This is a genomic window from Inquilinus limosus (assembly GCF_002195995.1).
Classification (GTDB): Bacteria; Pseudomonadota; Alphaproteobacteria; order DSM-16000; family Inquilinaceae; genus Inquilinus; species Inquilinus limosus_C.
In genome coordinates this window covers 22,082-45,705 of sequence record NZ_NHON01000051.1, presented here as the reverse complement: position 1 = coordinate 45,705, position 23,624 = coordinate 22,082, and the positions used below count along the sequence as shown (strand labels likewise).

Annotated in this window: 23 protein-coding genes; 13 read left to right on the top strand and 10 right to left on the bottom strand. The window is 69.4% G+C overall.

What is annotated here, in order from left to right; all coding sequences use genetic code 11:
* Positions 1-22 precede the first annotated feature (22 nt).
* Positions 23-1,168: an IS4 family transposase gene (locus BWR60_RS23375; RefSeq protein ID WP_088153440.1), complete on the bottom strand. Its 1,146-nt coding sequence runs from the start codon at positions 1,166-1,168 to the stop codon at positions 23-25.
* Positions 1,169-1,553: 385 nt separating this feature from the next.
* Here BWR60_RS23375 and BWR60_RS23370 point away from each other — a divergent pair, with 385 nt between their 5' ends.
* The 6 genes from BWR60_RS23370 (at position 1,554) to BWR60_RS23345 (ending at position 4,731) form a co-directional block, all read left to right on the top strand.
* On the top strand, positions 1,554-1,790 hold the full coding sequence (locus BWR60_RS23370; protein ID WP_179221915.1) for a FliM/FliN family flagellar motor C-terminal domain-containing protein: 237 nt from the start codon (positions 1,554-1,556) through the stop codon (positions 1,788-1,790).
* A complete protein-coding gene (locus BWR60_RS23365; protein ID WP_088153436.1) occupies positions 1,790-2,311 on the top strand; it encodes a MotE family protein in 522 nt (173 codons plus the stop codon). Before BWR60_RS23370 ends, BWR60_RS23365 begins: the two co-directional genes overlap by 1 nt.
* Positions 2,312-2,464: 153 nt before the next feature.
* Positions 2,465-2,869: a hypothetical protein gene (locus tag BWR60_RS23360; protein WP_088153434.1), complete on the top strand. Its 405-nt coding sequence runs from the start codon at positions 2,465-2,467 to the stop codon at positions 2,867-2,869.
* A gap of 137 nt (positions 2,870-3,006) precedes the next feature.
* Positions 3,007-3,711, top strand: a complete 705-nt coding sequence (locus tag BWR60_RS23355) for a TerC family protein (protein ID WP_088153432.1) — start codon at positions 3,007-3,009, stop codon at positions 3,709-3,711.
* A 92-nt stretch (positions 3,712-3,803) separates the two neighbouring features.
* Positions 3,804-4,445: a chloramphenicol phosphotransferase CPT family protein gene (locus BWR60_RS23350; protein ID WP_088153430.1), complete on the top strand. Its 642-nt coding sequence runs from the start codon at positions 3,804-3,806 to the stop codon at positions 4,443-4,445.
* A 46-nt stretch (positions 4,446-4,491) separates the two neighbouring features.
* Entirely contained in the window at positions 4,492-4,731 is a 240-nt protein-coding gene (locus BWR60_RS23345; RefSeq protein ID WP_088153428.1) for a hypothetical protein, read from the top strand.
* Between the two features lie 9 nt (positions 4,732-4,740).
* Here BWR60_RS23345 and BWR60_RS38725 read toward each other — a convergent pair whose 3' ends face one another.
* A complete protein-coding gene (locus tag BWR60_RS38725) occupies positions 4,741-7,608 on the bottom strand; it encodes a beta strand repeat-containing protein (RefSeq protein ID WP_088153426.1) in 2,868 nt (955 codons plus the stop codon).
* A 187-nt stretch (positions 7,609-7,795) separates the two neighbouring features.
* Complete coding sequence (locus BWR60_RS23335; RefSeq protein WP_088153425.1) at positions 7,796-8,221, bottom strand: hypothetical protein; 426 nt, start codon at positions 8,219-8,221, stop codon at positions 7,796-7,798.
* Positions 8,222-8,437: 216 nt separating this feature from the next.
* Between BWR60_RS23335 and BWR60_RS23330 the strand changes: the two genes are divergently transcribed.
* From BWR60_RS23330 to BWR60_RS23305, 6 genes are all read left to right on the top strand, one after another.
* Positions 8,438-11,314 (top strand): ATP-dependent Clp protease ATP-binding subunit, encoded by a 2,877-nt coding sequence (locus tag BWR60_RS23330; RefSeq protein ID WP_088153448.1) that lies wholly within the window; start codon positions 8,438-8,440, stop codon positions 11,312-11,314.
* A gap of 305 nt (positions 11,315-11,619) precedes the next feature.
* Positions 11,620-13,098: a glucose-6-phosphate dehydrogenase gene (zwf, locus tag BWR60_RS23325; RefSeq protein ID WP_088153424.1), complete on the top strand. Its 1,479-nt coding sequence runs from the start codon at positions 11,620-11,622 to the stop codon at positions 13,096-13,098.
* Between the two features lie 3 nt (positions 13,099-13,101).
* Positions 13,102-13,794: a 6-phosphogluconolactonase gene (pgl, locus tag BWR60_RS23320; protein ID WP_088153423.1), complete on the top strand. Its 693-nt coding sequence runs from the start codon at positions 13,102-13,104 to the stop codon at positions 13,792-13,794.
* A 142-nt stretch (positions 13,795-13,936) separates the two neighbouring features.
* Positions 13,937-15,748 carry a phosphogluconate dehydratase gene (gene edd, locus BWR60_RS23315; protein ID WP_088153422.1) on the top strand — a complete coding sequence of 604 codons (1,812 nt, stop codon included), beginning with the start codon at positions 13,937-13,939 and terminating at the stop codon, positions 15,746-15,748.
* A 24-nt stretch (positions 15,749-15,772) separates the two neighbouring features.
* Positions 15,773-16,108, top strand: a complete 336-nt coding sequence (locus BWR60_RS39035; RefSeq protein WP_429913038.1) for an AbrB/MazE/SpoVT family DNA-binding domain-containing protein — start codon at positions 15,773-15,775, stop codon at positions 16,106-16,108.
* Complete coding sequence (locus tag BWR60_RS23305; RefSeq protein WP_088153421.1) at positions 16,105-16,521, top strand: type II toxin-antitoxin system VapC family toxin; 417 nt, start codon at positions 16,105-16,107, stop codon at positions 16,519-16,521. The genes BWR60_RS39035 and BWR60_RS23305 overlap by 4 nt, the downstream gene beginning before the upstream one ends.
* A 3-nt stretch (positions 16,522-16,524) precedes the next feature.
* Here the strand turns inward: BWR60_RS23305 and BWR60_RS23300 are convergent, their stop codons facing one another.
* A complete protein-coding gene (locus BWR60_RS23300; RefSeq protein ID WP_088153420.1) occupies positions 16,525-17,622 on the bottom strand; it encodes a YeiH family protein in 1,098 nt (365 codons plus the stop codon).
* A 189-nt stretch (positions 17,623-17,811) separates the two neighbouring features.
* Between BWR60_RS23300 and BWR60_RS23295 the strand changes: the two genes are divergently transcribed.
* Positions 17,812-18,345 carry an NADPH-dependent FMN reductase gene (locus BWR60_RS23295; RefSeq protein WP_088153419.1) on the top strand — a complete coding sequence of 178 codons (534 nt, stop codon included), beginning with the start codon at positions 17,812-17,814 and terminating at the stop codon, positions 18,343-18,345.
* Between the two features lie 9 nt (positions 18,346-18,354).
* Here BWR60_RS23295 and BWR60_RS23290 read toward each other — a convergent pair whose 3' ends face one another.
* The 6 genes from BWR60_RS23290 to BWR60_RS23265 all read right to left on the bottom strand — a co-directional run bounded on the left by BWR60_RS23290 (position 18,355) and on the right by BWR60_RS23265 (position 23,556).
* A complete protein-coding gene (locus BWR60_RS23290; RefSeq protein WP_429913037.1) occupies positions 18,355-18,624 on the bottom strand; it encodes a type II toxin-antitoxin system RelE/ParE family toxin in 270 nt (89 codons plus the stop codon).
* Between the two features lie 5 nt (positions 18,625-18,629).
* Complete coding sequence (locus BWR60_RS23285) at positions 18,630-18,890, bottom strand: CopG family ribbon-helix-helix protein (protein WP_088153417.1); 261 nt, start codon at positions 18,888-18,890, stop codon at positions 18,630-18,632.
* Positions 18,891-18,954: 64 nt separating this feature from the next.
* On the bottom strand, positions 18,955-20,547 hold the full coding sequence (locus BWR60_RS23280) for a peptide chain release factor 3 (RefSeq protein WP_088153446.1): 1,593 nt from the start codon (positions 20,545-20,547) through the stop codon (positions 18,955-18,957).
* Between the two features lie 158 nt (positions 20,548-20,705).
* Positions 20,706-22,772 carry a M3 family metallopeptidase gene (locus BWR60_RS23275; protein ID WP_088153416.1) on the bottom strand — a complete coding sequence of 689 codons (2,067 nt, stop codon included), beginning with the start codon at positions 22,770-22,772 and terminating at the stop codon, positions 20,706-20,708.
* Positions 22,773-22,828: 56 nt separating this feature from the next.
* Positions 22,829-23,167, bottom strand: a complete 339-nt coding sequence (locus tag BWR60_RS23270) for a DUF1491 family protein (RefSeq protein ID WP_034832900.1) — start codon at positions 23,165-23,167, stop codon at positions 22,829-22,831.
* Positions 23,168-23,229: 62 nt separating this feature from the next.
* The gene (locus BWR60_RS23265) at positions 23,230-23,556 is read right to left on the bottom strand and encodes a hypothetical protein (RefSeq protein ID WP_088153415.1); all 327 of its coding nucleotides are present in this window, start codon (positions 23,554-23,556) and stop codon (positions 23,230-23,232) included.
* Positions 23,557-23,624 lie beyond the last annotated feature (68 nt).

The window sequence follows — 23,624 nt, the reverse complement described above, 5'->3', positions numbered from 1 at the left end:
CCCACGGCTGTCCGGTTTAGTTTCAGGCCCATTGGAGCATCAATTGGTCTGGATTGGAGAGAGGGATAGGGTCGGGCAGGAGCAGGCGGTCGATGCGCCTGCGCTGCATGAGGTTGGCGCGGACCAGGCGAGCGAAGGCGAGCGGTGATTTGACCGAGCTTTGCGCCGCCTGAGCCAGGCGGAGCAGCAGGAAAGCGATCAGGGCGACGGCGATGTGGATGCGCACGGCATTCTCCGAGCGCCCGACGAAGCGGGTGATCTTGAGGGCCTGCTTGACCCATCGGAAGAACAGCTCGATGGCCCAGCGGCGCTTGTAGAGATCGGCGATCTCCTGGGCCGGCGCGTCGAGGTCGTTGGACAGGATGCGCAGCAGCTTGCCGGTGTCGATGCGCAGGCGGATCTCGCGCACGGCATCGGCCATGGGGTTGCGGCGGCTGCCGGCCTGGCGGGCGGGGAGGAAGCCGATGCGGTCGGACAGGATGGAGCTGCCTTCCGGCACCGGCAGTTCTTCGATCCGCGTGAGCGTCGTGTGGGTCTTGAAGCGGGTGACGATGCGGCAGCCTGCGGCATCGAGTTCGGCCCACCAGCGATAGTCGTAGTAGCCGAGGTCGAAGACGTAGGTGGCGCCGGCTTCGATCGGCATCGCCTGGGCGGCGGTGATGTCGTTGACCTTGGCCGGGGTGATGGAGAGATAGACCGGGCAGTCGGCGTCCGGATCGTAGATCACATGAGCCTTCACTCCGCACACGCCGGCACTGAAGCGGGCCCAGCCGCTCAAGGTGCTCAGCCGCAGGCTGGTTGAGTCGATGAGATAGGTGGTGCCGTCGAGCTCGCGCCGGAGCCCGCGATGCGCCTGGTCGATCAGCAGGCCGAGCAGCCCGGTGAACACTTCGGGGGGCCGTATCGCATTGGCATCCGACAACGTCGAGCGCGCCACCGCTCCGGCGCCCAGGTGGTATAGCCGCGCCGCATGGCTCTGCAACGTATCGACGATCTCGCGCAGGCCCTGTGCCCCGGACAGCTGGCCGTACACCAGCGCGATCAGCTGTGTCTTGCTCGGCAAGCTCCGCACCCGAAAATCGGCGCCATGCTGCTCGACCAAATCCTCGAAGCCGCCCCACGGAACGTGCTTCAGAAGATCGTGGAACACGCTATTCTTGTGCTGCATGGCGTTGCCTTCTGCTGTCCCGAAACGTTGCCAGACGTTCGAGATCCAGCTGAATCAACGCCATGCGCCTTGTCCACAAAAACTCAACCGGACACTCGTGGGTCAAGCCCGAGGATNAGATCGTGGAACACGCTATTCTTGTGCTGCATGGCGTTGCCTTCTGCTGTCCCGAAACGTTGCCAGACGTTCGAGATCCAGCTGAATCAACGCCATGCGCCTTGTCCACAAAAACTCAACCGGACACTCGTGGGTCAAGCCCGAGGATCCAGGAGCTTTCAAGAGCCGCTCTCGGTGGCCCCTGGATTGCCGGGTCAAGCCCGGCAACGACAATTAGGGGAAGTGCACACAGGGAGTATCTATCCCGGCGCTATCCCGCCGGGTCGAGTTGTCGGCGCTGGCCGTGTTCGGCGAGGTGTCGGCGACCCCGGCCGAGATCCTGCGCTGGCGGCCGGGCGACACGATCCCGCTGCCGGCCGGCGACGCCGACCGCGCCCGGCTGGTGGCCGGCGGCCGCATCCTCGGCCACGGCACCATCGGCCACAGCCGCGGCGCCCGCGCCCTGAGGATCGAGCCGCCGGACCACCCGGCGCCGCTGGCCGGCCTCGAAGGCGGGGAGCGCTGATGCGCGCCGGGCGCCTCGCCGCGATCGTTGCCGTTGCCGCGGCTCTGGCCGTTCCGCTCGCGGCGGCGCGGGGTCAGGATGCATCGCCCCCGCCGGCTCCGGCGCCTGCGGCCGAGCCGGTCCCGTCCGAGCTGCTGGCGGCGATCGACGCCGAGCGCGGCGAGCTGGAGGCGCGCCGCGCCAGGCTGGACGAGCGCGAGGCGCTGCTGGCCGTGGCCGAGGCCCGGGTCCGGCACGAGGTCGACCGGCTGGCGGTGCTGAAACGCGAGATCGAGGGCCAGCTGGCGCAGCAATCGGGGCTGCTGGAGGCCGACCTGAAGCGGATGGGCGCGACCTATGCGGCGATGCGCGCCCGCGACGCCGCCCGGATCATGGACGAGATGGAGCCGGCCACGGTGGTCGCCATCTTCGACCGGATGCCGGAGCGGCGCTCGGCCCCGATCCTCGGCGCCATGACGCCGCTGAAGGCGCAGGAGGTGACGCGGATGATCCTGGAGCGCCACCAGGTGCCGCCGTCCTAGGGTCAGGATCGATGCACCGCGGCAGACGTCGTTGTTTCCGGGCAAACGGCATCGCCGGGCTCCCTGTCAAGGCGCCACGCGGGAATTCTCACGATCTGAAATAGTCGCCGACGGCCGGAGGCTCTCCCATGCCGGCGCGGCTGGGCGCTTGACATGGCGGAAGCCCTCCCCGAGTTTCAGAAGACGCTGAAATCGATGTGTCGAGAGAGGTTCGTTCTGCGTCAGTCCCGCCTCCATAGCGGCCTCGCGCAGGTCTTCCTGGTGCTGTTCGCGCTCGCGATCCTGGCGCCGACCTTCGATGTGCCGCTCACCGGCATGGAAGCTGAGGCGTATGTCTCGGCGCCTGACGATCCGCAGGGCGACGCGACGGTCCCCGTCGGCACCACGCTCAGCGTAGCCGAAGACCTCGAGGAAGAGCCGGACCAGGACGAAGTCAGCGTCCTCGCCGTTGCGTGGCTCCACTGCTCCTCGGATGCCGGTCATCAGGCGGCCGACGGCTGGCTTCCCTCCTTCCCTCGGCCCTTCGCGCAGTCCTGCACGGGACCTCCAACCCTCTGAAGCGACGATGGCCGGGCGCCTCAGGGCGCCGCGCCGACCCGGACGCGATCCCCCCGCGCCCCTGCGGCCATCAAGAGCCGCGCTGGCCGGGGCGTCGCGAATGCCGCCCATGCGGCACGCCTTCGGAAGGGGTTTCCATGGAAAGTCTCGGCCCCGAGCTTCTCAAGCTCGTGCAGATCATCTGGATCAACATCATTCTGTCCGGCGACAATGCCGTCGTCATCGCCATGGCCTGCCGCGGCCTGCCACCGGACAAGCAGCGTCCCGGCATGGTGCTGGGCGCGCTGGTCGCGGTCGGGCTGCGCATCGCCTTCACGGTCGTCATCGCGGCACTTCTGTCGACGCCGTTCCTGAAGATCGTCGGCGGCTGCCTGCTGCTGTGGATCTCGGTCAAGCTGGTGCTCGGCGAGGACGAGGACAGCGGCGGCGCGGTGCAGCAGACCGCGCGGCTCTGGCACGCGATCCGCACCGTCGCGATCGCCGATGCGGTGATGAGCCTCGACAACGTCCTGGCCATCGCCGCCGTGGCGAAGGATTCCACCACGCTGCTCATCCTCGGCCTCGTCATCTCGGTGCCGCTCATCGTCGCCGGCTCGGCAATCATCATGGCGCTGCTCGGCCGCCTGCCGATCCTGGTCTGGGCCGGGGCCGCGCTGCTCGGCTGGGTCGCCGGCGACATGCTGGTGTCCGACCCGTGGCTGCTCAGGACCTTCGGCGAAGGGCTCATCCATCGCATCGAGCTCCCCGCCGCCGCGATCGGCACGGTCTTCGTGGTGGCGCTCGGCTATGTCCTCAGCCGTCGCGCCGCCGCCAGGGAGAAAGACCGGGAACAGGAAGCCTGAGCATGCAGGCCCGCCAGGTGTTGCATGCCGGTCCGGCACGGCCTTAGCTGGCCGCATCGTCGCCCGATGAGGCGGCCCCGAGGGCGCAGGCCATGGACCAGAAGGATCATCCCGGACGGATCGTCGTCCTCAACGGCGCGCCGCGTTCCGGCAAGTCGAGCATCGCCGCGGCGATCCAGGGCTGGGACGACGGCCCCTGGATGAATCTCGGCGTCGACGTCCATGCCCGGCACGTGACCCCGCCGCGCCTCCAGCCCGGCATCGGGCTGCGGCCCGGCGGCGAGCGGCCGGAGCTCGAGCCCTGGGTGCCGGTGTTCTATGCCGCGCTCTACGAATCGATCGCCGCGCACAGCCGCCTGGGGCTGAACGTGGTGGCCGATCTCGGCCATCACGACGCCCATTCCGCCCCGACGGGCGTCCTGCACGACTGCGCCCGGCGCCTGGCCGGCCTGCCGGCGCTGCTGGTCGGGGTGCGCTGCCCGATCGACGAGATCATGCGCCGCCGCCGGGCCGGGCAGGAGGGGCGGGAGGGTGAATACGCGGTCGCTTCGGCCGATGAGCCGGTGCCGGAGCCGGTGCTGCGCTGGCAGCGCGAGGTGCATCGGCCCGGGATCTACGACCTCGAGCTCGACACCTCGGCGCTGGGCCCGGAGGAGTGCGCCGCCGCCATCCGCCGGCGCCTGGACGACCCGGCTCGATTCTCGGCCTTCCAGCGGCTGGTGAGGCAGGGCTGAGCTGTGCCCGCGCGAGTGGCAGCCATAGGAGGTTCAGAATAAGCGCGTGGCCGTCGCCGCCCGCGCCCGGCAGCTGCTGGCGGTGCATGAGGGCATGGCGGAGATGATCCGCATCGGCGCCTATGCCGCCGGCTCCGACCCCGATGTCGACGCCGCGATCCGCGTGCTGCCGGCGCTGGAGCGGTTCCTGGCCCAGGATCGGCAGCAGCGGACCCCGGCCGGGGAGGGAGCAGCGCTGCTGGAGCATGTGCTGGGCGCCGACGGCGTCGGGACGCCGCCGGCGTAGCGCAGCGCGTCAGAGCGCGAAATCGCCGGCAGCCAGGGCGATGCTGCCGGTCAGGGTGATGTGGAAGTCGGAGGTGCCGTCGCCATTGACGTCGCCGGCGATGGTGGTGACGCCGGCATTGATCGCGTAGCGCAGCTCGCCGGCATGGTGGGTGTACAGGCCGGTGCCGATGAAGGTGAAGGCCTGGTTGCCGGCCACGCCGGTGTTGGCATCGATGCCGGACAGGTCGATGCGGTCGCCCTGGGCATGGCTGAAATCGGTGATGCGGTCGGCATTGGCGCCGACCACGCTGTCGCCGATCGTGGCGTAGACGAAGCGGTCGGCCCCGGCGCCGCCCGTCAGCGTGTCCTTGCCGCCGGCCCCGGTGAGCATGTCGTTGCCGTTCCAGCCCTGCAGGGTGTTGGCGCCGGCATTGCCGGTGAGGCTGTCGTTGCCCTGGCTGCCGGAGAGGGTCTCGATCCCGGTCAGCGTGTCGCCCTGGGCGTCGCCGCCGCTGCCGGCGCCGGTGGCGAGGTTGACCGACACGCCCGCCGTCCCGGTGAAGTAGCTGGCGGTGTCGGTGCCGGCGCCACCGTCGAGCCGGTCGGCCCCGGCGCCGCCGCGAAGCACATCGTTGCCGTCGCCGCCGCTGAGGGCATTGGCCGCGGCCGAACCGGTGAGGGTGTCGTTGTAGAGCGAGCCGTCGATGTTCTCGACATCGGCGCCGATGGTATCGCCCTGGGCGTCGCCGCCCGTGCCGGTGCCGCCAAGGGTCACGGTCACGCCGCCATTGCTGTAGGTATAGTCGGCGGTGTCGATGCCGGCGCCGCCGCTCAGGCTGTCCGCCCCGGACCACCCCACGAGCACGTCATTCCCGTCGCCGCCCTGAAGGACGTCGTCACCGTAATGGCCATCGAGACGGTCGTTGCCGGCCAGCCCGGCCAGGCGATCGTCGCCATTGCCGCCCCGCAGATCGTTGGCGGCGGCGGATCCGGTCAGCACGTCGTTGAAGGCCGATCCGATGATGTTCTCGACGTCGGCGGCGACGGTGTCGCCCTGGGCGTAGCCGCCGGTGCCCGTGCCGCCGATCGCCACCGTCACCGCGGCCGGGCCGGAACTGTAGTCGATGGTGTCGAGACCGGCCCCGCCGGACAGGCTGTCGGCGCCGGCATAGCCGACCAGCAGGTCGTCGCCGTCGCCCCCACGCAGCGTGTCGTTGCCGTTGAAGCCCTTGAGGGTGTCGTCGCCGCCGCCGCCCGAGAGCGTGTCGTCGCCGTCGTCGCCGTCGAGCTCGTTGTCGCCGGCCGAGCCGGTGAGGATGTCGTTGAACCGCGACCCGTTCAGGGCCTCGACATCGGCGCCGATGGTGTCGCCCTGGGCGTCGCCGCCGCTGCCGGCGGCCCCGCCGATCGTCGCGGTCACGCCCGCGGCGCTGTCGACATAGCTGACCCGGTCGATGCCGTCGCCACCGGCCAGGCTGTCCGCCCCGGCGCCGCCGAAAAGCCAGTCATTGCCGCCGCCGCCGTGGATGATGTCGCCGCCGCCGAGGCCCCAGATCCAGTTGTCGCCGGCCGAGCCGGTCAGGGAATCATTGTGGGCCGAGCCCTCGATGTATTCGATGTCCGCGGCGATCACGTCGCCCTGCGCGTCGCCGCCCGTGGCCGTGCCGCCGAGCGTGACGGTCACCCCGGCTGTGCTGTCGAAGTAGCTGACTCCGTCAATGCCGTTGCCTCCGCGGAGAGTGTCGGCCCCGGCCTCGCCGATGAGCCAGTCGTCGCCGTCGCCTCCGCTCAGCACGTCGTTGCCGCCGGCGCCGTAGAGCGAATTGGCGCCGCCGTTCCCGGTCAGGGCATCGGCCAGATCCGAACCCTGCAGGCTCTCGACATCGGCGGCGATGGTGTCGCCGGTGGCATAGCCGCCCGAGACGGATCCGCCGAGGGTGACGGTGACGCCGTCGCCGCTGGTGATGTAGCTGGCACCGTCCTTGCCGGCGCCGCCATTCAAGGTATCGGCGCCCTGGCCGCTGATCAGCCAGTCGTCACCGTCCCCGCCATAGAGGACGTCGTCACCGGCCTCACCCCAGAGATAGTCGTTGCCGCCCAGGCCGTGGAGCACGTCGTTGCCGGCGAAGCCCTTGAGCGTGTTGGCCGCAGCGGAGCCGGTGAAGGTGTCGTCCCAGGCGGTGCCGGTGATGTTCTCGATATCGGCGCCGATGATGTCGCCCTGGGCATCGCCGCCGGAGCCGGTGCCGCCGATCGTGGCGGTGACGCCGTAGCTCTGCCAGAAGCGGTAATAGGCGATGGTGTCGATGCCGTCGCCGCCATGGAAGGTGTCGGCGCCCTGGCCGCCATTCAGGATATCGTCGCCGGCCCCGCCGTTGAGGGTGTCGTTGCCGTCATTGCCGGACAGGTAGTTGTTCGTGGCCGAGCCGGTCAGGGTGTCGTCATAGACCGTGCCGCCGATATTCTCGACATCGTCGCCGATCAGGTCGCCCGCGGCGTCGGCGAACAGGCCGCGGCCGCCGATGGTCACCCAGACCCCGCCGCCGCTGTAGAAATAGTCGACGGTGTCGATGCCGGCGCCGCCGTAGAGATTGTCCTGACCCGCCGCACCGGTCAGCGTGTCGTCGCCGTCGCCGCCATAGAGGGTGTCGTTCCCCGTGCCGCCGTGCAGCGTGTCGTTGAGGGCATCCCCGTGCAGCACATCGGCGCCGGGCCCACCGATGATGTCATCGGAGCCGTCGCCGCCGAACAGCTGGTCGTCGCCGTTGCCGCCATTGATGGTGTCGACCCCGGCCTCGCCGTAGAGCTGGTCGTTGCCGTCATCGCCGAAGATGTCGTCATTGCCGGGCGAGCCGTGGATGATGTCGTCGCCGGGCGTGCCGTTGTAGTCGGTCATGCTGTGTCCCCTTTCCTGTCGCGGCGGACCGCGAGGCGCCGGGGCAGGGCGGTGACTCCTTCTCCGCCGGCTGCAGCCGTTTCGCGCATCGCGGGTGGTGACGCTGGAGGGCAGCGTCGGCCCGAATGCAGCGGAAACGAGGGCGGCTTTGTGTCAGGGCTGGGGAGGTCGGCGGACTTTTTTCCGGTCAGCCGCGGCCGGTGTCGCGCTGGCGCAGGACGAGGCCGAGGATGGCCAGCTCGGCCGCTTCCGCCTGCTCGTCGGCCAGGCGGGCCTTGCGCTCCCGCTCCCGCGCCGCGGCGTCGACGGTCTCGAACTTCTCCGCCTCGCGATGGTGCAGCAGGATGCGCCGGCGCAGCACCTCCAACTCCGCCTGCAGGGCCAGCCGCTCCACCGTCCGGGCGGCCCGGCGGGCGCGCAGCCCGGCCAGGTAGGCCGGCATCTGCCGCAGCCCGTGCTGGTCGGCGACGGTGAACTGCCGGCCGCTCTCGGCGATGTCGTCGCGGTCCTGCCGGTCGAGCTCGGCCAGCAGCCGCTCGACCGCGCCGGCGGCACGCAGGACATCGTCGAGGCGCTGCCGTTCGCGCCGGGCGAGAAGTTGGGCGACAGCCATGACGTCCGATCGGCTCCAAACATCGGGATCCTGCCGTCGCGATGCTTAAATTCGCGTTTCGGCCGGTGCATGATGCCTCCGCACCGGAACCCTGTCTGGCGGCAAACGTTGGCGGGAACAAGGCGCAGCCTCGACGCTCTTCCGACCCGGATTCGTGCCGGGCCGCCCCCGCAACAGGCCTCGTGCGAAGGCCGATCCGGACCCGGAGTGGAGATCATGGCCCAGAAGCTCTGCGACATCTGCCAGGAGCGGCCCGCCACCGTGCGCGTCACGGTGCTGCAGAACGGCCAGCGCCGGCAGCTCGATGTCTGCGACTACCACTACCAGCAGCTCGCCCGCCACCAGCGCTACGTCTCGCCGCTGGAGGCGCTGGTCCGCGGTTCCGGGCTGGAGGACATGTTCAGCCAGGCCGTGCCGTCCTCCGGATCGCCGCGCCGCGGCCCGCCGGGGTCGGAACGCACGGCCCTGAACCTGCAGAGCCATTTCAGCGAGCAGGCGAAGGAGCTGCTGCAGCGCGCCGCCGAGAAGGCGGTGCAGTTCGGCAAGCGCGAGGTCGATACCGAGCACCTGCTGTACGAGCTGGCGGAGAGCGAGGTGATCCAGGCGATCCTGCGGCGCTTCAAGATCTCGCCGGAGGAGCTGCGCAGCTATATCGACCAGAATGCCAATCGCGGCACCGAGGAGGCGGGGCAGCGCACCGAGATCGGCGTGTCGCCCCGCATGAAGGCGGCGCTGGACCAGGCGTTCCTGATCTCGCGCCAGCTCGGCCATTCCTATGTCGGGCCGGAACACATGCTGCTCGGCCTCGCCCAGGTGCCGGAGAGCTTCGCCGGCAACCTGCTGCGGAAATACGGGCTGACGCCCCAGGCGCTGCGGCAGCAGACCGTGCGCACCGTCGGCACCGGGGCGGAGGAGGGGCGGGTCGAAGGGCCGTCGAACACGCCGCAGCTGGACAAGTACAGCCGCGACCTGACGGCGCTGGCGCGCGAGGGCAAGCTCGACCCCGTGATCGGCCGGTCGAAGGAGGTCGAGACCACGATCGAGATCCTGGCCCGGCGCAAGAAGAACAACCCGGTGCTGATCGGCGAGCCCGGCGTCGGCAAGACCGCGATCGTCGAGGGGCTGGCGCAGCGCATCGTCAACAACGAGGTGCCGGACACGCTGCGCGGCAAGCGGCTGGTCGAGCTCAGCGTCAACAGCCTGGTCGCCGGCTCCAAGTTCCGCGGCGAGTTCGAGGAGCGGGTCAAGCAGGTGATGGACGAGATCGCCGAGCACCGCGACGACCTGCTGCTGTTCATCGACGAGGTCCACACCATCGTCGGCGCCGGGCAGGGCGGCGGTGAGGGCGGGCTGGACGTCGCCAACACCTTCAAGCCGGCGATGGCGCGCGGCGAGTTGAACCTGATCGGCGCCACCACGCTGAACGAGTACCAGAAGCATATCGAGAAGGATGCGGCGCTGGAGCGGCGCTTCCAGCCGGTCTTCGTCGCCGAGCCGACGGTGGAGCAGACGGTCAACATCCTGCGCGGCCTGCGCGACCGGCTGGAGGGCCACCACAAGGTGACGATCCAGGACCAGGCCTTCCTCGCCGCGGCGGAGCTGTCGGACCGCTACATCTCGGGCCGCTTCCTGCCGGACAAGGCGATCGACCTGATCGACCAGGCGGCAGCCCGGGTGCACCTCTCGATCACCTCGCGCCCGGCCGACATCCAGGAGCTGGAATCGGAGGTGGCACAGCTGAAGCGCGAGCACGCCTACGCCAGCTCGCGCAAGCGCTTCGACCGGGCCAAGGCCTTCGAGGAGCAGGTCGCCGAGAAGGAGAAGGCGCTGTCGGACCTGACCGACGCGTGGAAGCACCGCATCGGGTCGAGCACCGCCGAGGTCACGGTCGAGCATATCGCCGAGATCGTGTCGAAGCTGACCGGCATCCCGGTCACCGAGCTGACCGCCGAGGAGAAGGCCAAGCTGCTGCAGATGGAGGAGCGGCTGCACCGCCGGGTGATCGGGCAGGAGGAGGCGATCCAGGCGGTCAGCGACGCCGTCCGCCTGTCGCGCGCCGGGCTGCAGCGCGGCCAGCGGCCGATCGCCAACTTCCTGTTCCTGGGCCCGACCGGCGTCGGCAAGACCGAGCTGGCCAAGGCCCTGGCCGAGGTGGTGTTCGGCGACGAGGACGCCATCATCCGCGTCGACATGAGCGAGTATATGGAGCGCCACGCCGTGTCGCGGCTGATCGGCGCCCCGCCCGGCTATGTCGGCTATGACGAGGGCGGGCAGCTGACCGAGCGGGTGCGCCGGCGGCCCTACAGCGTGATCCTGCTCGACGAGATCGAGAAGGCCCATCCGGACGTCTACAACGTGCTGCTGCAGGTGTTCGACGACGGCCGCCTGACCGACGGCAAGGGCCGGGTGGTCGATTTCAGCAACACGCTGATCATCGCCACGTCGAACCTCGCCTCCGACATCATCATGGGGCGGCAGGCCCGGATCGGCTTCAACGCCACCGGCAGCGGCGTCCAGGGCGACGTCATGGGCGTGCTGCGCCAGCATTTCCGGCCGGAGTTCCTGAACCGGATCGACGAGATCATCATCTTCCACGCGCTGACCAACGATCAGATCAAGCAGATCGTCCGGCTGCAGCTGGACGGCGTGATCACCACGGCGCGCGGGCAGGACATCGACCTGGTGGCGGATGAGACGCTGGTCGACCTGCTGGCCGCCGAGGGCTACCAGCCGGACTACGGCGCCCGCGAGCTGCGGCGCCAGATCCGGCAGCTGGTCGAGACCCGGCTGGCCAAGGGCATGCTGAAGGGCGAGGTGAAGGAGGGCGACCGCGTCGTCTTCCGCGCCGACAACGGCGAGGTGACCTGCACGGTCGGGCCCAAGCCGGCGGCCAAGGCGGAGAAGCCGGCGAAGGCCGCGAAGCCCGCCGCCAAGCCCAAGCGGGCGAAGGCGCAGCCGGCCGGCAACGGCAAGGCCGCGCCGGCGAAGCGGGCGGCCCCGGCGAAGCGCGCCGCCCCGGCGAAGGGCAAGGCGGCCGACGGCACCGGCAAGGGCCCGGCCAAGGGCGGCCGGTCACCGCGCGCCAGGGGCTAGGGTCTCGGCCTATCAACTCTTCGCCGTCATTGCGAGGAGGCGAAGCCGACGAAGCAATCCATGCCTCCGCTCTTGCGGATCGATGGATTGCTTCGCTGCGCTCGCAATGACGGTGTGGGGAGGCTGAGGCCGAAAACGAGGCATCTGCCTGTCTTTTCATCAGGCGCGGGGCGGGCAACGCACCGCACCCGCGCCTGACTCAACCGACGCATGCGTGCGGCCGGCCCTCGATCGCAACTTCCCGCTGGCACTCGGCCCCCGACCCGCCGATAACAGCGGCTCGATTTGGTCCGAGGGTTGGATACATGATCGCGCGCATCATCGCCGTGGAGCCATTCGACATCGTCGTGTTCGGCGCGACGGGAGACCTGTCCCAGCGCAAGCTGCTGCCGGCGCTCTACGAGCGCGACAAGGCCGGGCAGGTCCCGCCGGGTGCGAGGATCATCGGCACGTCGCGGCGGCCGATGTCGGATGCCGAGTTCCGCGACTTCGCCCGCAAGGCGATCCTGCAGCATGTGCCGTCGGCGGAGCAGAGCGGCACGGTTCTGGACGACTTCCTGGCCCGGCTGTCCTACGTCCCCGTCGATGTCGCGGCCAGCAAGGGCTGGGACGGGCTGGGCGAGGCGCTGGGCGACGATGCCGGGCGCATCCGCATCTTCTATCTCGCCACCTCGCCCGACCTGTTCGGCGAGATCTGCGACCAGCTCGGCGCGCACGGCCTGGTGACCGAGCGGGCCCGCGTCGTGGTCGAGAAGCCGATCGGCAAGGATCTGGACTCGGCCCGGGCCCTGAACGACGCCATCGGCCGCGTCTTCCCCGAGGAGTCGATCTACCGTATCGACCATTACCTCGGGAAGGAGACGGTGCAGAACCTGATGGCGCTGCGCTTCGCCAACGCCCTGTTCGAGCCGCTGTGGAACTCCTCCCATATCGACCATGTCCAGATCACCGTGGCCGAGAGCCTCGGGGTCGAGGGCCGCGCCGGCTACTATGACGGCGCCGGCGCGCTGCGCGACATGGTGCAGAACCACATCCTGCAGCTGCTCTGCCTCGTCGCCATGGAGCCGCCGACCTCGATGGAGGCCGCGGCGCTGAGCGACGAGAAGCTGAAGGTGCTGAAGGCGCTGAAGCCGATCACCGACGGCATGGTGAACACCACGACCGTGCGCGGCCAGTATCGCGCCGGCGCCTCGGCCGGCGGCGCCGTGCCGGGCTATCTCGAAGAGCTGGGCGACAACACCAGCCACACCGAGACCTTCGTCGCGCTGAAGGCGCAGATCGACAACTGGCGCTGGGCCAACGTCCCGTTCTACCTGCGCACCGGCAAGCGGCTGGCGGCGCGGATGTCGGAGATCGTGGTCACCTTCCGCGCCATCCCGCATTCGGTGTTCGACGAATCGGCCGGCGTGATCTCGCAGAACCACCTGGTGATCCGGCTGCAGCCCGACGAGGGCGTGAAGCTGTGGCTGATGATCAAGGATCCGGGGCCGGGCGGCATGCGGCTGCAGCATGTGCCGCTCGACATGAGCTTCGCCAAGGCCTTCAACGTCCGCAACCCGGACGCCTATGAGCGGCTGGTGATGGATGTCGTGCGCGGCAACCAGAGCCTGTTCATGCGCCGCGACGTGGTCGAGCAGGCCTGGACCTGGGTCGACCCGATCATCGAGGCCTGGAAGGCCTCGAAGGAGCCGCCGAAGCCCTACACCGCCGGCACCTGGGGCCCGTCCGCCGCGATCGCCCTGATCGAGCGCGACGGCCGCACCTGGCACGAGGACGAGGACTGAGCCATGCCGATCGCGCGTCACGACTTCCCGACCAAGGAGGCGCTCGCCGATGCCCTCGCCGGGCATGTCGCCGACGCGCTGACGGCGCGGCTCTCGCGCTCCGACCGGGCCGCGCTCGCCGTCTCCGGCGGGCGCACCCCGACCCGGTTCTTCGAGGCGCTGTCGCAGAAGCCGGTGGAGTGGTCGCGGGTCGACGTCACCCTGGTGGATGAGCGCTGGGTGGGCGAGGACTCCGACCGTTCCAACGCCGCCCTGGTCCGGCAGCACCTGCTGCAGGGCCCGGCCGCGGCCGCGCATTTCGTGCCGCTGCACATCGACGTGCCGACGCCCGAGGACGGGATGGCGCAGGTGACGGCGCGCATCGCCGCCCTGGCCCAGCCCTTCGCCGTGGCGATCCTGGGCATGGGCGATGACGGCCACACCGCCTCCTTCTTCCCCGGCGGCGACCGGCTGGCGCAGGCGCTGGACCCGGCCTCGGGGCAGCTCTTGGAGACCATGCGGGCGCCGGCGGCAGGCGAGCCGCGCATCACCCTGACGCTGCCGGTCTTGCTGGCGGCCGACACTCTGTGCCTTCATATCGAGGGGGCCGGGAAGCAGCGCGTGCTGGAGGCGGCCCTGGTCAGCGGCCCGGCGGAGGCGATGCCGATCCGCGCCGTGCTGACCCGCCGCCCGGTCGAGATCTTCTGGTGCCCGTGACGCGCGCGTCTGACGCACAGTGTCCAGGGTTAACAAGAAACTTCAAATAAGTTCGATAACGTATTGATCATGATGCATGATCGGGTCGGAGGATGCTGTCTGGCCCGGTCGGGGCGAGACAGTGAGCCAAGGAGCCAGCCCGATGGTGCAAGCCCGCATTGCCGAGGTGACCGAGCGGATCGCGCGGCGCAGCCATGACGCCCGGTCCGCCTATCTCGACCGCATCGCCAAGGCGGCGGAGCAGGGGCCGGCCCGCCGGCGCCTGGGCTGCGCCAACTTCGCCCATGGCTTCGCCGCCTGCGGCATCGACAAGGGCGCGCTGCGCGAGGGCGAGGGGCCGAACCTGGCCATCGTCACCTCCTACAACGACATGCTGTCGGCGCATCAGCCCTTCGAGCGCTATCCCGACCTGATCCGCCAGGCGGCGCGGGCTGTCGGCGGCACCGCCCAGGTGGCCGGCGGCGTGCCGGCGATGTGCGACGGCGTCACCCAGGGCGAGGCGGGGATGGAGCTGTCGCTGTTCTCGCGCGACGTCATCGCCCTCTCCACCGCGGTCGCCCTGTCGCACCAGATGTTCGACGCCGCCGTGTTCCTCGGCGTCTGCGACAAGATCGTGCCGGGGCTGGTGATCGGCGCCTTGTCCTTCGGCCACCTGCCGGCGGTGTTCATCCCGGCCGGGCCGATGCCGTCGGGCCTGCCGAATGACGAGAAGGCCAAGGCCCGGCAGCTCTATGCCGAGGGCAAGGTCGGCCGCGACGCGCTCTTGGAGGCCGAGGCCAAATCCTATCACGGGCCGGGCACCTGCACCTTCTATGGCACCGCCAACACCAACCAGATGCTGATGGAGGTGATGGGCCTGCACCTGCCGGGCTCCTCCTTCGTCAACCCGAACACGCCGCTGCGCGACGCGCTGACGCTGGAGGCGGCGAAGCGGGCGCTGGCGATTACCGCGCTGGGCAACGAATTCATGCCGGTCGGCCGGCTGATGGATGAGCGGGCGGTGGTCAACGGCGTGGTGGCGCTGCACGCCACCGGCGGGTCGACCAACCACACCATGCACCTGATCGCCATGGCCGCAGCCGCCGGCATCACCCTGACCTGGGACGATTTCTCCGACCTGGCCGAGGCCGTGCCGCTGCTGTGCCGCGTCTACCCGAACGGCAAGGCGGATGTGAACCATTTCCACGCCGCGGGCGGCACCGGCTACCTGATCCGCGAGCTGCTGGGCGCCGGGCTGCTGCATGGCGACGTCGCCACCATCTGGGGCGGCGGGCTGGACCGCTACCTGGTCGAGCCCGGCCTGGACGACAAGGGCGAGGTCGCGTGGCGCGATGCGGCCACGGCCAGCGGCGACACCGCGGTGCTGCGCGGCGCGGCCGAGCCGTTCCAGGCCACCGGCGGGCTACGGGTGCTGGACGGCGATCTGGGCCGGGCGGTGATCAAGACCTCGGCCGTGGCGCCGGAGCGGCATGTGATCGAGGCGCCGGCGAAGATCTTCCATTCGCAGGAGGAGCTGCAGGCGGCGTTCCGCGCCGGGGCGCTGGACCATGACTTCATCGCCGTGGTGCGGTTCCAGGGCCCGAAGGCCAACGGCATGCCGGAGCTGCACAAGCTGATGCCGCCGCTCGGCGCGCTGCAGGACCGCGGCCGCAAGGTGGCGCTGGTCACCGACGGCCGCCTGTCCGGCGCCTCGGGCAAGGTGCCGGCGGCGATCCATGTGACACCCGAGGCGGCGGTCGGCGGCCCGATCGCCAAGCTGCGCGACGGCGACATCCTGCGCATCGACGCGGTCACCGGCCGGCTCGAGATCCGCGACATCGACGCCGAGGAATGGGCCGCGCGCGAGGACGCCACGGCCGATCTCGCCCCGTCGCATGTCGGCGTCGGCCGCGAGCTGTTCGCCGCCTTCCGCCACGCCGCCGGCCGGGCGGATGCGGGGGCGTCGATCTTCTAAGACGACCCCTGGCGCCATCGGCATATGCGCATGATATCTTCTGTCCAGGTGCGGCACCCTATAGGCCGATCGTTCGATGGACGTCACATGAGCACAGCTGAAGCAACGGTGGGGCCGGGCGGCCGCGTCACCATTCCCAAGTCCGTGCGGGATCAACTCCATATTCGGCCGGGAACGAAGATGGAGTTCGTTCGGACGCGCGACGGGAATTGGACGGTGCGGCTGAAGGACGCCCGAGGCCGCGTTATCGGAGTGGTCGAGGAGAGGCGCCCGAGACGTCGGTTCGCCGAGTTTCTCGGGCATGCCGGGCCTGGCCCGACGACAGACGAGATCATGGCGCTTACGCGCGGCGATGAATGACGCTGGTCGATACCAACGTCCTGCTCGACATCGTGACCGGAGATCCCGCCTGGGCGAAGTGGTCGCTTGAGCAACTCGAGGCTGCGGCCGAGCGTGGGCCGCTTCTGATCAATGACGTCATCTATGCCGAATTAAGCATCCGCTACCCTCGGATCGATGAGCTCGACACTTTCGTCGATGGGGCGGGCTTGGATGTCTTGCCGATGACGCGCCCGGCGCTGTTCCGCGCCGGGAAGGCATTCGCGGAATACCGCAAGGCCGGCGGAAAGCGGGATCGGATTCTGCCCGATTTCTTCATCGGCAGCCAAGCGGAGGTCAGCCGGTTGCCGATCCTCACCCGCGATGTGGAGCGCTATCGGACCTACTTTCCGACTGTGATTCTGATCTCTCCGACCTCAGCGGTCGGGAGTTGACCATCACACGATCCCGAGCAGGTGGATCAGCCCGAAGCTGATCGCGCCCAGCACCAGCAGCGACAGGGTCACGGCGGCGGTCACCCGGCCGCCGGCCCTGGCGACGCTGCGCAGGTCGGTGCTGAGGCCCAGCGCGGCCATCGAGATCACGGTCAGCGCGGTCGCCATCGTGGCGGCCGGGGCCAGCACCGCCTCGGGCAGCAGCCCGAAGGAGCGCAGCACGGCCAGCAGCAGGAAGCCGTCGATGAACCAGGGCACCAGCTTGTGCCACGGCATCCGGCCCTTGGCGGGGGCGGCCGCGCCGTCCTCGTTGTGGCGGCGGGTCACCAGCGTCAGCACCAGGATCATCGGCCCCAGCATCAGCACGCGCACCAGCTTGACCAGGGTGCCGAGCTGCAGGGCGATCGCCCCGATCGGCGCCGTGGCGGCCAGCACCTGCGGCACGGCGTAGACGGTCAGCCCGGCCAGCACGCCGTACTGCACCTCGGTGATGTGCATCAGCGCCGGCAGGAAGGGCAGGCCCAGCACCACCAGCACGCCCAGCACGGCGGTGAAGGCGATCGAGGCCGCGACCTCCTTGCCGTCCGCCCCGATCACCGGGGCCACGGCGGCGATGGCGGAGTTGCCGCAGATCGAGTTGCCGCAGGCGACCAGCATCGCCATGCGGTGGGGCAGGCCCAGCAGCCGGCCCATGCCGTAGCTGGCGGCGATGGCGATCACCACCACTGCGGCGATGCCGACCAGCAGCAGCGGGCCGGCGGAGATGATGGCGCCGACGCTGACCGAGGCGCCGAGCAGCACCACGGCAATTTCCAGCAGCGTCTTGGCGCTGAAGGTGATGCCGGGCGTCCAGCGCTGGCTCGGGCTCCAGATCGTGCGCACCAGGGCGCCGACCAGGATCGCCAGCACCAGCGCCTCCAGCCAGGCATGGCCGAACAGCCCGGCCTCAATGCGCTCCAGCCCCAGCGCCGCCAGGGTCACGGCGCCGCACAGCAGCAGGCCGGGCACCAGCCGGGCGCCGGGGATCGACCCGAGGGCCGCCAGGCGGCTGGTGGAAGCAGCGTCGGAGAGGGAGGGCCGGAGCGGGTCGGTGATGGCCATGACAGTCTCGGTGCGGAACTGTCACAAACATGACCTCCGACGTTCAAACGATCCAACGCATTCATTTTTTGAAATCGATCGATTTTGTCGATCGGTCTGTATTTTGAAGGCGCCGGGGAGGCGGTGGCCGGGGTGCGGCGGACCGGCCTATGATCCCTCGATGCCGATTCAGACAGCCTCGGTGGTGCCGTGAAGATCCTCGCCATCTCCGGCAGCCTGCGTGCCGGGTCGTCCAACACAGCCCTGCTGCACGCCATGGCGGCCCTGGCGCCGGCCTGGGTCGAGGTCTCGGTTTATGGCGGCCTCGCCGGGCTGCCGCATTTCAACCCGGACCTGGATCCCGACGCCATCCCGGCGGTGGCCGATTTCCGGGCTCGTCTGGCGGCGGCCGACGGCGTGCTGATCTCCAGCCCGGAATACGCCCATGGCGTCGCCGGGGTGATGAAGAACGTCCTCGACTGGGTGGTGGCGACGGGCGAGTTCGTCGACAAGCCGGTGGCGCTGATCAACGCCTCGCCGCGGGCGCATCACGCCCAGGACGCGCTGACCGAGACGCTGGTGGTGATGACCGCGCGGATGGTGCCCGAGGCCTCGATCGCCGTGCCGCTGCTCGGCCGCACGCTGCCGGAGGGCGGGATGCTGGCCGATGCCGAGGTCGCCGACGCCCTGCGCGGCGCGATCGAGGATTTCGTGCGGGCGGTCGCAGGGCGCGCGACGGACTAGGGCCGTCGGTCACCGCTCTTCGCGCGTATGCCACAGACGCAGGACATGGATGCCGTCTGCATCGATCTCATAGCGGATCTCATAATGACCGACGATGATCCGGCGGACCTCACGCGGTGCAAATTCGTCGAGCTTCACGCCGATGCGGGGCTGCTGCGGTAGGCGGCCTGCGGCGCGCGTGAGGGCTCGGACGATATCCGCGGCGGCCCGGGCGTTCACCGGAGCCAGGAACTCGTGCAGCCGGACAAGGTCGGACGTGGCCTTCCGGGTCCAGCTCAACCGCATCATCGCGGCGCAGGCAGCGGCGTGTCCGTCTCCAGGCTGTCGGCCCAGGCCTGGATGGCCTGATGGTCGATCAGATGGCCGGCATCGACATCGGCCATGCCCTCAAGGGTCAGCCGTCTCCGCTCTTCCTCCTGCTCGACCCAGGCGGTCAGGGCCTGCTTCACCACCCAGCCGCGCGACCGCTCCAGCCGCGCCGCCAACTCGTCGACCTTATCGGCCAAAGGCGTTGGGACATGGGCGGTGAGGACCTTGGTGTCCATCGACGGTCATCTCCTTCAATCACTCTGAATCATGGTGATTCAGAGTGATTGGGTCAATCGGCCCTTACGCCGTCTGCTCCTTGGTCTTCAGGAAGCGCAGCGCCGGGTTCTCCTTGGTCACCGTGTCGAGGTGCCAGGCGTTGCGGGCCAGGAAGACCGGGGCGCCGTCATGGTCCTCGGCCATGGCGCTGCGCACGCCGTCCTGGAACGACTTCAAGGCAATCGCGTCGTCCGACTCGATCCAGCGGGCGGTGTAGTAGGGCGCCGGCTCGAAATGCACCGGGATGCCGTATTCCGTACGGATGCGGTCGGCCAGCACCTCGAACTGCAGCGCGCCGACCACGCCGACGATCCAGTTGGCGTCCAGCAGCGGCTTGAACACCCGGGCAGCACCTTCCTCGGCCAGCTGCTCCAGCGCCCGGCCGAGATGCTTGGCCTTCATCGGGTCGTCCGGCCGCACCCGCTGCAGCAGCTCCGGCGCGAAGCTGGGGATGCCGGTGAAGCGCAAATCCTCGCCCTCGGTCAGCGCGTCGCCGATGCGCAGGTTGCCGTGGTTGGGGATGCCGACGATGTCGCCGGCCCAGGCCTCCTCCGCCAGCTCGCGGTCCTGGGCCAGGAACAGCACCGGGTTGTGCATGTTCATCAGCTTGCCGGAGCGGACATGCTTCAGCTTCATGCCGCGCTTGAAATGGCCGGAGGCGAGGCGGACGAAGGCGATGCGGTCGCGGTGCTTCGGATCCATGTTGGCCTGGATCTTGAACACGAAGGCCGAGACGTTGTCCTCCTCCGGGTCGACCAGCCGGTCTGCCGTCGGCTGCGGCCGGGGCGAGGGGGCGAGGGCGCCGATGCCGTCCAGCAGCTCGCGCACGCCGAAATTGTTGACCGCGGAGCCGAAGAACACCGGGGTCAGATGGCCCTCGCGGAACATCTCCAGGTCGAAATCCGGGCACAGGCCGCGCGCCATCTCGACCTGCTCGCGCAGCGTGGCCACGGCGTCGGCGGGCAAGAGGCGGTCCAGCTTCGGGTCGTCCAGCCCGGTGCAGGTCTCGCCGAGCTCGGGCAGGGCGCCCTTGGCGCCCTTGGCCATCAGCACCAGCCGGTCGTGGAACAGGTCGTAGCAGCCCAGGAAGCCGCGGCCGCTGCCGATCGGCCAGGTCGCCGGGGTGACGTGCAGCTGCAGCTCCTGCTCGATCTGGTCGAGCAGGTCGAAGGGATCGCGGCTCTCACGGTCCATCTTGTTGATGAAGGTCGTGATCGGCACGTTCCGCATGCGGCAGACCTCGAACAGCTTCCGGGTCTGGTCCTCGATGCCCTTGGCCGCGTCGATCACCATCACCGCGCTGTCGACCGCCGTCAGGGTGCGGTAGGTGTCCTCCGAGAAGTCCTCGTGGCCCGGCGTGTCCAGCAGGTTGAAGGTGTGGCCGTCATAATCGTAGGTCATCACCGAGGCGGTGACCGAGATGCCGCGCTCGCGCTCCACCTTCATCCAGTCCGACCGGGCGCGGCGCTGCTCGCCGCGGGCCTTGACGGCGCCGGCCATCTGGATGGCGCCGCCGAACAGCAGCAGCTTCTCGGTCAGCGTGGTCTTGCCGGCGTCCGGGTGGGCGATGATCGCGAAGGTGCGGCGGCGGTCGATCGGGTCGATGTTCGAAGGCATGGTCGTGACAATGGCATTCTTGGTTGTCATTGCCGGGCGGGTCCTCGGGTCAAGCCCGAGGACGGCAATCCAGAGGATGTCGACAACTTCTGGATGCCCGGGTCAAGCCCGGGCATGACAGGGAGGGAGAAAGGGCGAACCGCTGTGTCAGCGAACCGCTACATCAGCCCGTCCCGCCGCAGCAGTGCGTCCGGGTCCGGCTCGCGGCCGCGGAAGCGCTTGTACAGCTCCATCGGATGCTCGGTGCCGCCGCGCTCCAGGACGTTCTCCTTGAAGCTCCTCGCGGTCTCCGGGTCGAACAGGCCCTTCTCGCGGAACAGCTCGAAGGCGTCGGCGTCCAGCACCTCGGCCCATTTGTAGCTGTAGTAGCCGGCCGAATAGCCGCCGCCGAAGATGTGGCTGAAGCCGGAGGACGTGTTGGCCTCCGGGATCGGCGGCAGCACCTGGGCGCGGGCGGTGGCGCTGCGCTCGAACTCCGGCACCGAGCCGATCGTGGTCGGGTCGCCGCCGTGCCAGGCCATGTCGAGCATGGCGAAGGAGGTCTGGCGCAGCGACTGCCAGCCGGCCATGAAGCGGGCGCTGTCGCGGATCTTCTGCACCAGGTCGGCCGGCATCGGCTCTCCCGTGCGATAATGCTTCGCGAACAGGTCCAGCCCATCCTTCTCCTGCACCCAGTTCTCGAAGATCTGCGACGGCAGCTCGACGAAGTCCCAGTACACGTTGGTGCCGCCGAGCGAGCGGTAGGTGCAGCGCGACAAGAGGCCGTGCAGGGCGTGGCCCATCTCGTGGAAGAAGGTCCGCACCTCGTCATAGGAGAGGAGCGAAGGCCGGTCCGCCGTCGGCTTGGTGAAGTTGCAGACGATGGCGACATGCGGCCGCTTGATGCCGTCGCGGTACAGGCCCTGGTCGCGATAGGTGGTCATCCAGGCGCCGTTGCGCTTCGAGGCGCGCGGGAAGAAGTCGGCGTAGAACAGGCCGACATAGCGGTCCTCGGCCTCGTCATAGACCTCGTACGCCTTCACGTCCGGATGCCAGACCGGATAGGCGTCGGACGGGCGGAACACCAGGCCGTACAGCCGCCGGCAATGCTCGAACACGCCGTCGATCACCCGCTCCAGCGGGAAGTACGGGCGCAGCGCCTCCTCGTCGAAGTCGAAGCGGTGCTGCTTCAGCTTCTCGGAATAATAGCCGACATCCCAGGGCTGCAGCGGCTCCGGCCCGCCGAGGCTCCTGGCGTGGGCCTGGATGTCGGCCAGGTCGCGCTCCGCCGCCGGCTTCGACGCGGCCAGCAGCCGGTCGAGGAAGGCGCCCACCGCGGCCGGCGTCTCCGCCATCCGCTTCTCCAGCACGAAGGCGGCATGGGTCGGATAGCCCAGCAGCTTCGCGCGCTGGAAACGCAGCGCCGCGATCTCCTTGACCAGCGGCTGGTTGTCGAACTCGCCGCCGAAGGCGCGGGCGTTGAAGGCACGCCACAGCTGCTCGCGCAGCTCGCGGCGGTCGGCATAGGTCATGAACGGGACGTAGCTCGGCGCGTCGAGCGTGAACACCCAGGCCTCGGCCCGGTCGCGCTCCTTCGCCGCCTGCTTCGCGGCCGTGACCGCGCCCTCCGGCAGGCCGGCCAGGTCGGCCTCGTCCTCGATCCACAGGGTGAAGGCGTTGGTCGCCTTCAGCACATTGTGCTGGAAGTCCGGCGTCAGCTTGGCCAGCCGCTCGTCGATCGACCGCAGCTCGCCCTTCTCATTGTCCGACAGCAGGGCGCCGTTGCGGACGAAGCCGGTGTAGGTGTCGTCCAGCAGCCGCGCCTTCTCGCCGGACAGGCCCAGGCCCTCCCGCTTGTCCCACACCGCCTTGACCCGGGCGAAGACGCGCGGGTCCAGCGAGACGTCGGAGGAGAAATTGGCGCTCCTGGCGCCGAAATCGGCGGCCAGCGCCTGCAGCTCGTCCGAGGTCTTGGCCGAGAGCTGGTTGTAGAAGACGGAGGAGACGTGGTCGACCTCCTGGCCCGCCTGCTCCAGCGCCACGATGGTGGTCTCGAAATCCGGCGCCGCCGGGTTCGCCAGGATCTCCTCGATCCGGCCCTTCGCCTCGGCGATCGCATGGTCCAGCGCCGGCAGGTAGTGCGCGACCTCGATGCGGTCGAACGGCACCGCCTGGTCCTGCAGCGGCGACGGCACGATCAGCGGATTGGCGCCGGTGTCGAGGGTGTCGTTGGCTTGCGAGTCCATGCGGCCGGGAGTGTCCATTGGCTAGCGGGCGGGGCAGGGCGGTGGGGCCCAGGCTTTCAGAGGACCTTGCCCTCGAAAGGATGCCGGCCCTCGCGGTCCTCGATCTCGACCACCCACAGGTCGGGATCGCGCTGGACCGCACGGGCAATATAGGCATCGGCCTCGGCCTCTGCCAGGACCTCGCCGCCCTTGGCGGGCAGCCATGCGAGGGCGCCGTCCAGGTCGCGCGACTGGCTCAGCACCCGGCAGCCCTCCGGGCCCAGGTTCAGCTTCAGGATCAGCAGGCCGGCGCGCGGGTCGCCCTTGCGGACGACATAGGCCGGGATGGCGTCCTGCCCCAGCCGGCGCAGATGGGCCTGGATCCAGATGTCGGTCGGAAGACGGTCGCTGCTCATGGGGCCGGGTATAGCAGAAATCCTCCGCCGCCCGGCCCCATCTCATCACAGCGAAGGCGCGGCTACAGGACGAACCTGTAGAGGCCGAGCGACTGAACGACCTGGAGGGCGCAGACCAGCCCGGCCAGGATCGCTAGGACGGTTCGCGGCCACCAGCGCGGCTGGCGGCCGTACGACCCGTCGTCGCGCAGCACCTTGAAGACGATGACGAGGCCGGCGATGGCCAGGATCACGCCCAGCACGTTCAGGCTCGAATCCTGCACCACCTGGCCGTTGACGGTCGTCGTCTGCGACATGCCCATGAACAGCCAGAGGGGCAGGATGCCCAGCAGGATGGCGATCAGCGGCTGCCGCAGCCTGTGCCACAGGCTTGGCTGTATCGAGTTCATGGTGATTTCCCCCATTGCTTGTGCTGCACGTCATCTGTCAGGGGAAACCGGCAGAAATCGGACCATCC

What these genes read in the sequence shown, in the direction of transcription:
- BWR60_RS23270 (WP_034832900.1), bottom strand. Translation starts at nt 23,167, where the DNA reads ATGAGCAGCGACCGTCTTCCGACCGACATCTGGATCCAGGCCCATCTG.
- BWR60_RS23275 (WP_088153416.1), bottom strand. Translation starts at nt 22,772, where the DNA reads ATGGACTCGCAAGCCAACGACACCCTCGACACCGGCGCCAATCCGCTG.
- BWR60_RS23365 (WP_088153436.1), top strand. Translation starts at nt 1,790, where the DNA reads ATGCGCGCCGGGCGCCTCGCCGCGATCGTTGCCGTTGCCGCGGCTCTG.
- BWR60_RS23285 (WP_088153417.1), bottom strand. Translation starts at nt 18,890, where the DNA reads ATGGACACCAAGGTCCTCACCGCCCATGTCCCAACGCCTTTGGCCGAT.
- pgl (WP_088153423.1), top strand. Translation starts at nt 13,102, where the DNA reads ATGCCGATCGCGCGTCACGACTTCCCGACCAAGGAGGCGCTCGCCGAT.
- BWR60_RS23300 (WP_088153420.1), bottom strand. Translation starts at nt 17,622, where the DNA reads ATGGCCATCACCGACCCGCTCCGGCCCTCCCTCTCCGACGCTGCTTCC.
- BWR60_RS23335 (WP_088153425.1), bottom strand. Translation starts at nt 8,221, where the DNA reads ATGGCTGTCGCCCAACTTCTCGCCCGGCGCGAACGGCAGCGCCTCGAC.
- BWR60_RS23355 (WP_088153432.1), top strand. Translation starts at nt 3,007, where the DNA reads ATGGAAAGTCTCGGCCCCGAGCTTCTCAAGCTCGTGCAGATCATCTGG.
- BWR60_RS23350 (WP_088153430.1), top strand. Translation starts at nt 3,804, where the DNA reads ATGGACCAGAAGGATCATCCCGGACGGATCGTCGTCCTCAACGGCGCG.
- BWR60_RS23330 (WP_088153448.1), top strand. Translation starts at nt 8,438, where the DNA reads ATGGCCCAGAAGCTCTGCGACATCTGCCAGGAGCGGCCCGCCACCGTG.
- BWR60_RS23265 (WP_088153415.1), bottom strand. Translation starts at nt 23,556, where the DNA reads ATGAACTCGATACAGCCAAGCCTGTGGCACAGGCTGCGGCAGCCGCTG.
- zwf (WP_088153424.1), top strand. Translation starts at nt 11,620, where the DNA reads ATGATCGCGCGCATCATCGCCGTGGAGCCATTCGACATCGTCGTGTTC.
- BWR60_RS23360 (WP_088153434.1), top strand. Translation starts at nt 2,465, where the DNA reads ATGGCGGAAGCCCTCCCCGAGTTTCAGAAGACGCTGAAATCGATGTGT.
- edd (WP_088153422.1), top strand. Translation starts at nt 13,937, where the DNA reads ATGGTGCAAGCCCGCATTGCCGAGGTGACCGAGCGGATCGCGCGGCGC.
- BWR60_RS39035 (WP_429913038.1), top strand. Translation starts at nt 15,773, where the DNA reads ATGCGCATGATATCTTCTGTCCAGGTGCGGCACCCTATAGGCCGATCG.
- BWR60_RS23375 (WP_088153440.1), bottom strand. Translation starts at nt 1,168, where the DNA reads ATGCAGCACAAGAATAGCGTGTTCCACGATCTTCTGAAGCACGTTCCG.
- BWR60_RS38725 (WP_088153426.1), bottom strand. Translation starts at nt 7,608, where the DNA reads ATGACCGACTACAACGGCACGCCCGGCGACGACATCATCCACGGCTCG.
- BWR60_RS23305 (WP_088153421.1), top strand. Translation starts at nt 16,105, where the DNA reads ATGACGCTGGTCGATACCAACGTCCTGCTCGACATCGTGACCGGAGAT.
- BWR60_RS23280 (WP_088153446.1), bottom strand. Translation starts at nt 20,547, where the DNA reads ATGCCTTCGAACATCGACCCGATCGACCGCCGCCGCACCTTCGCGATC.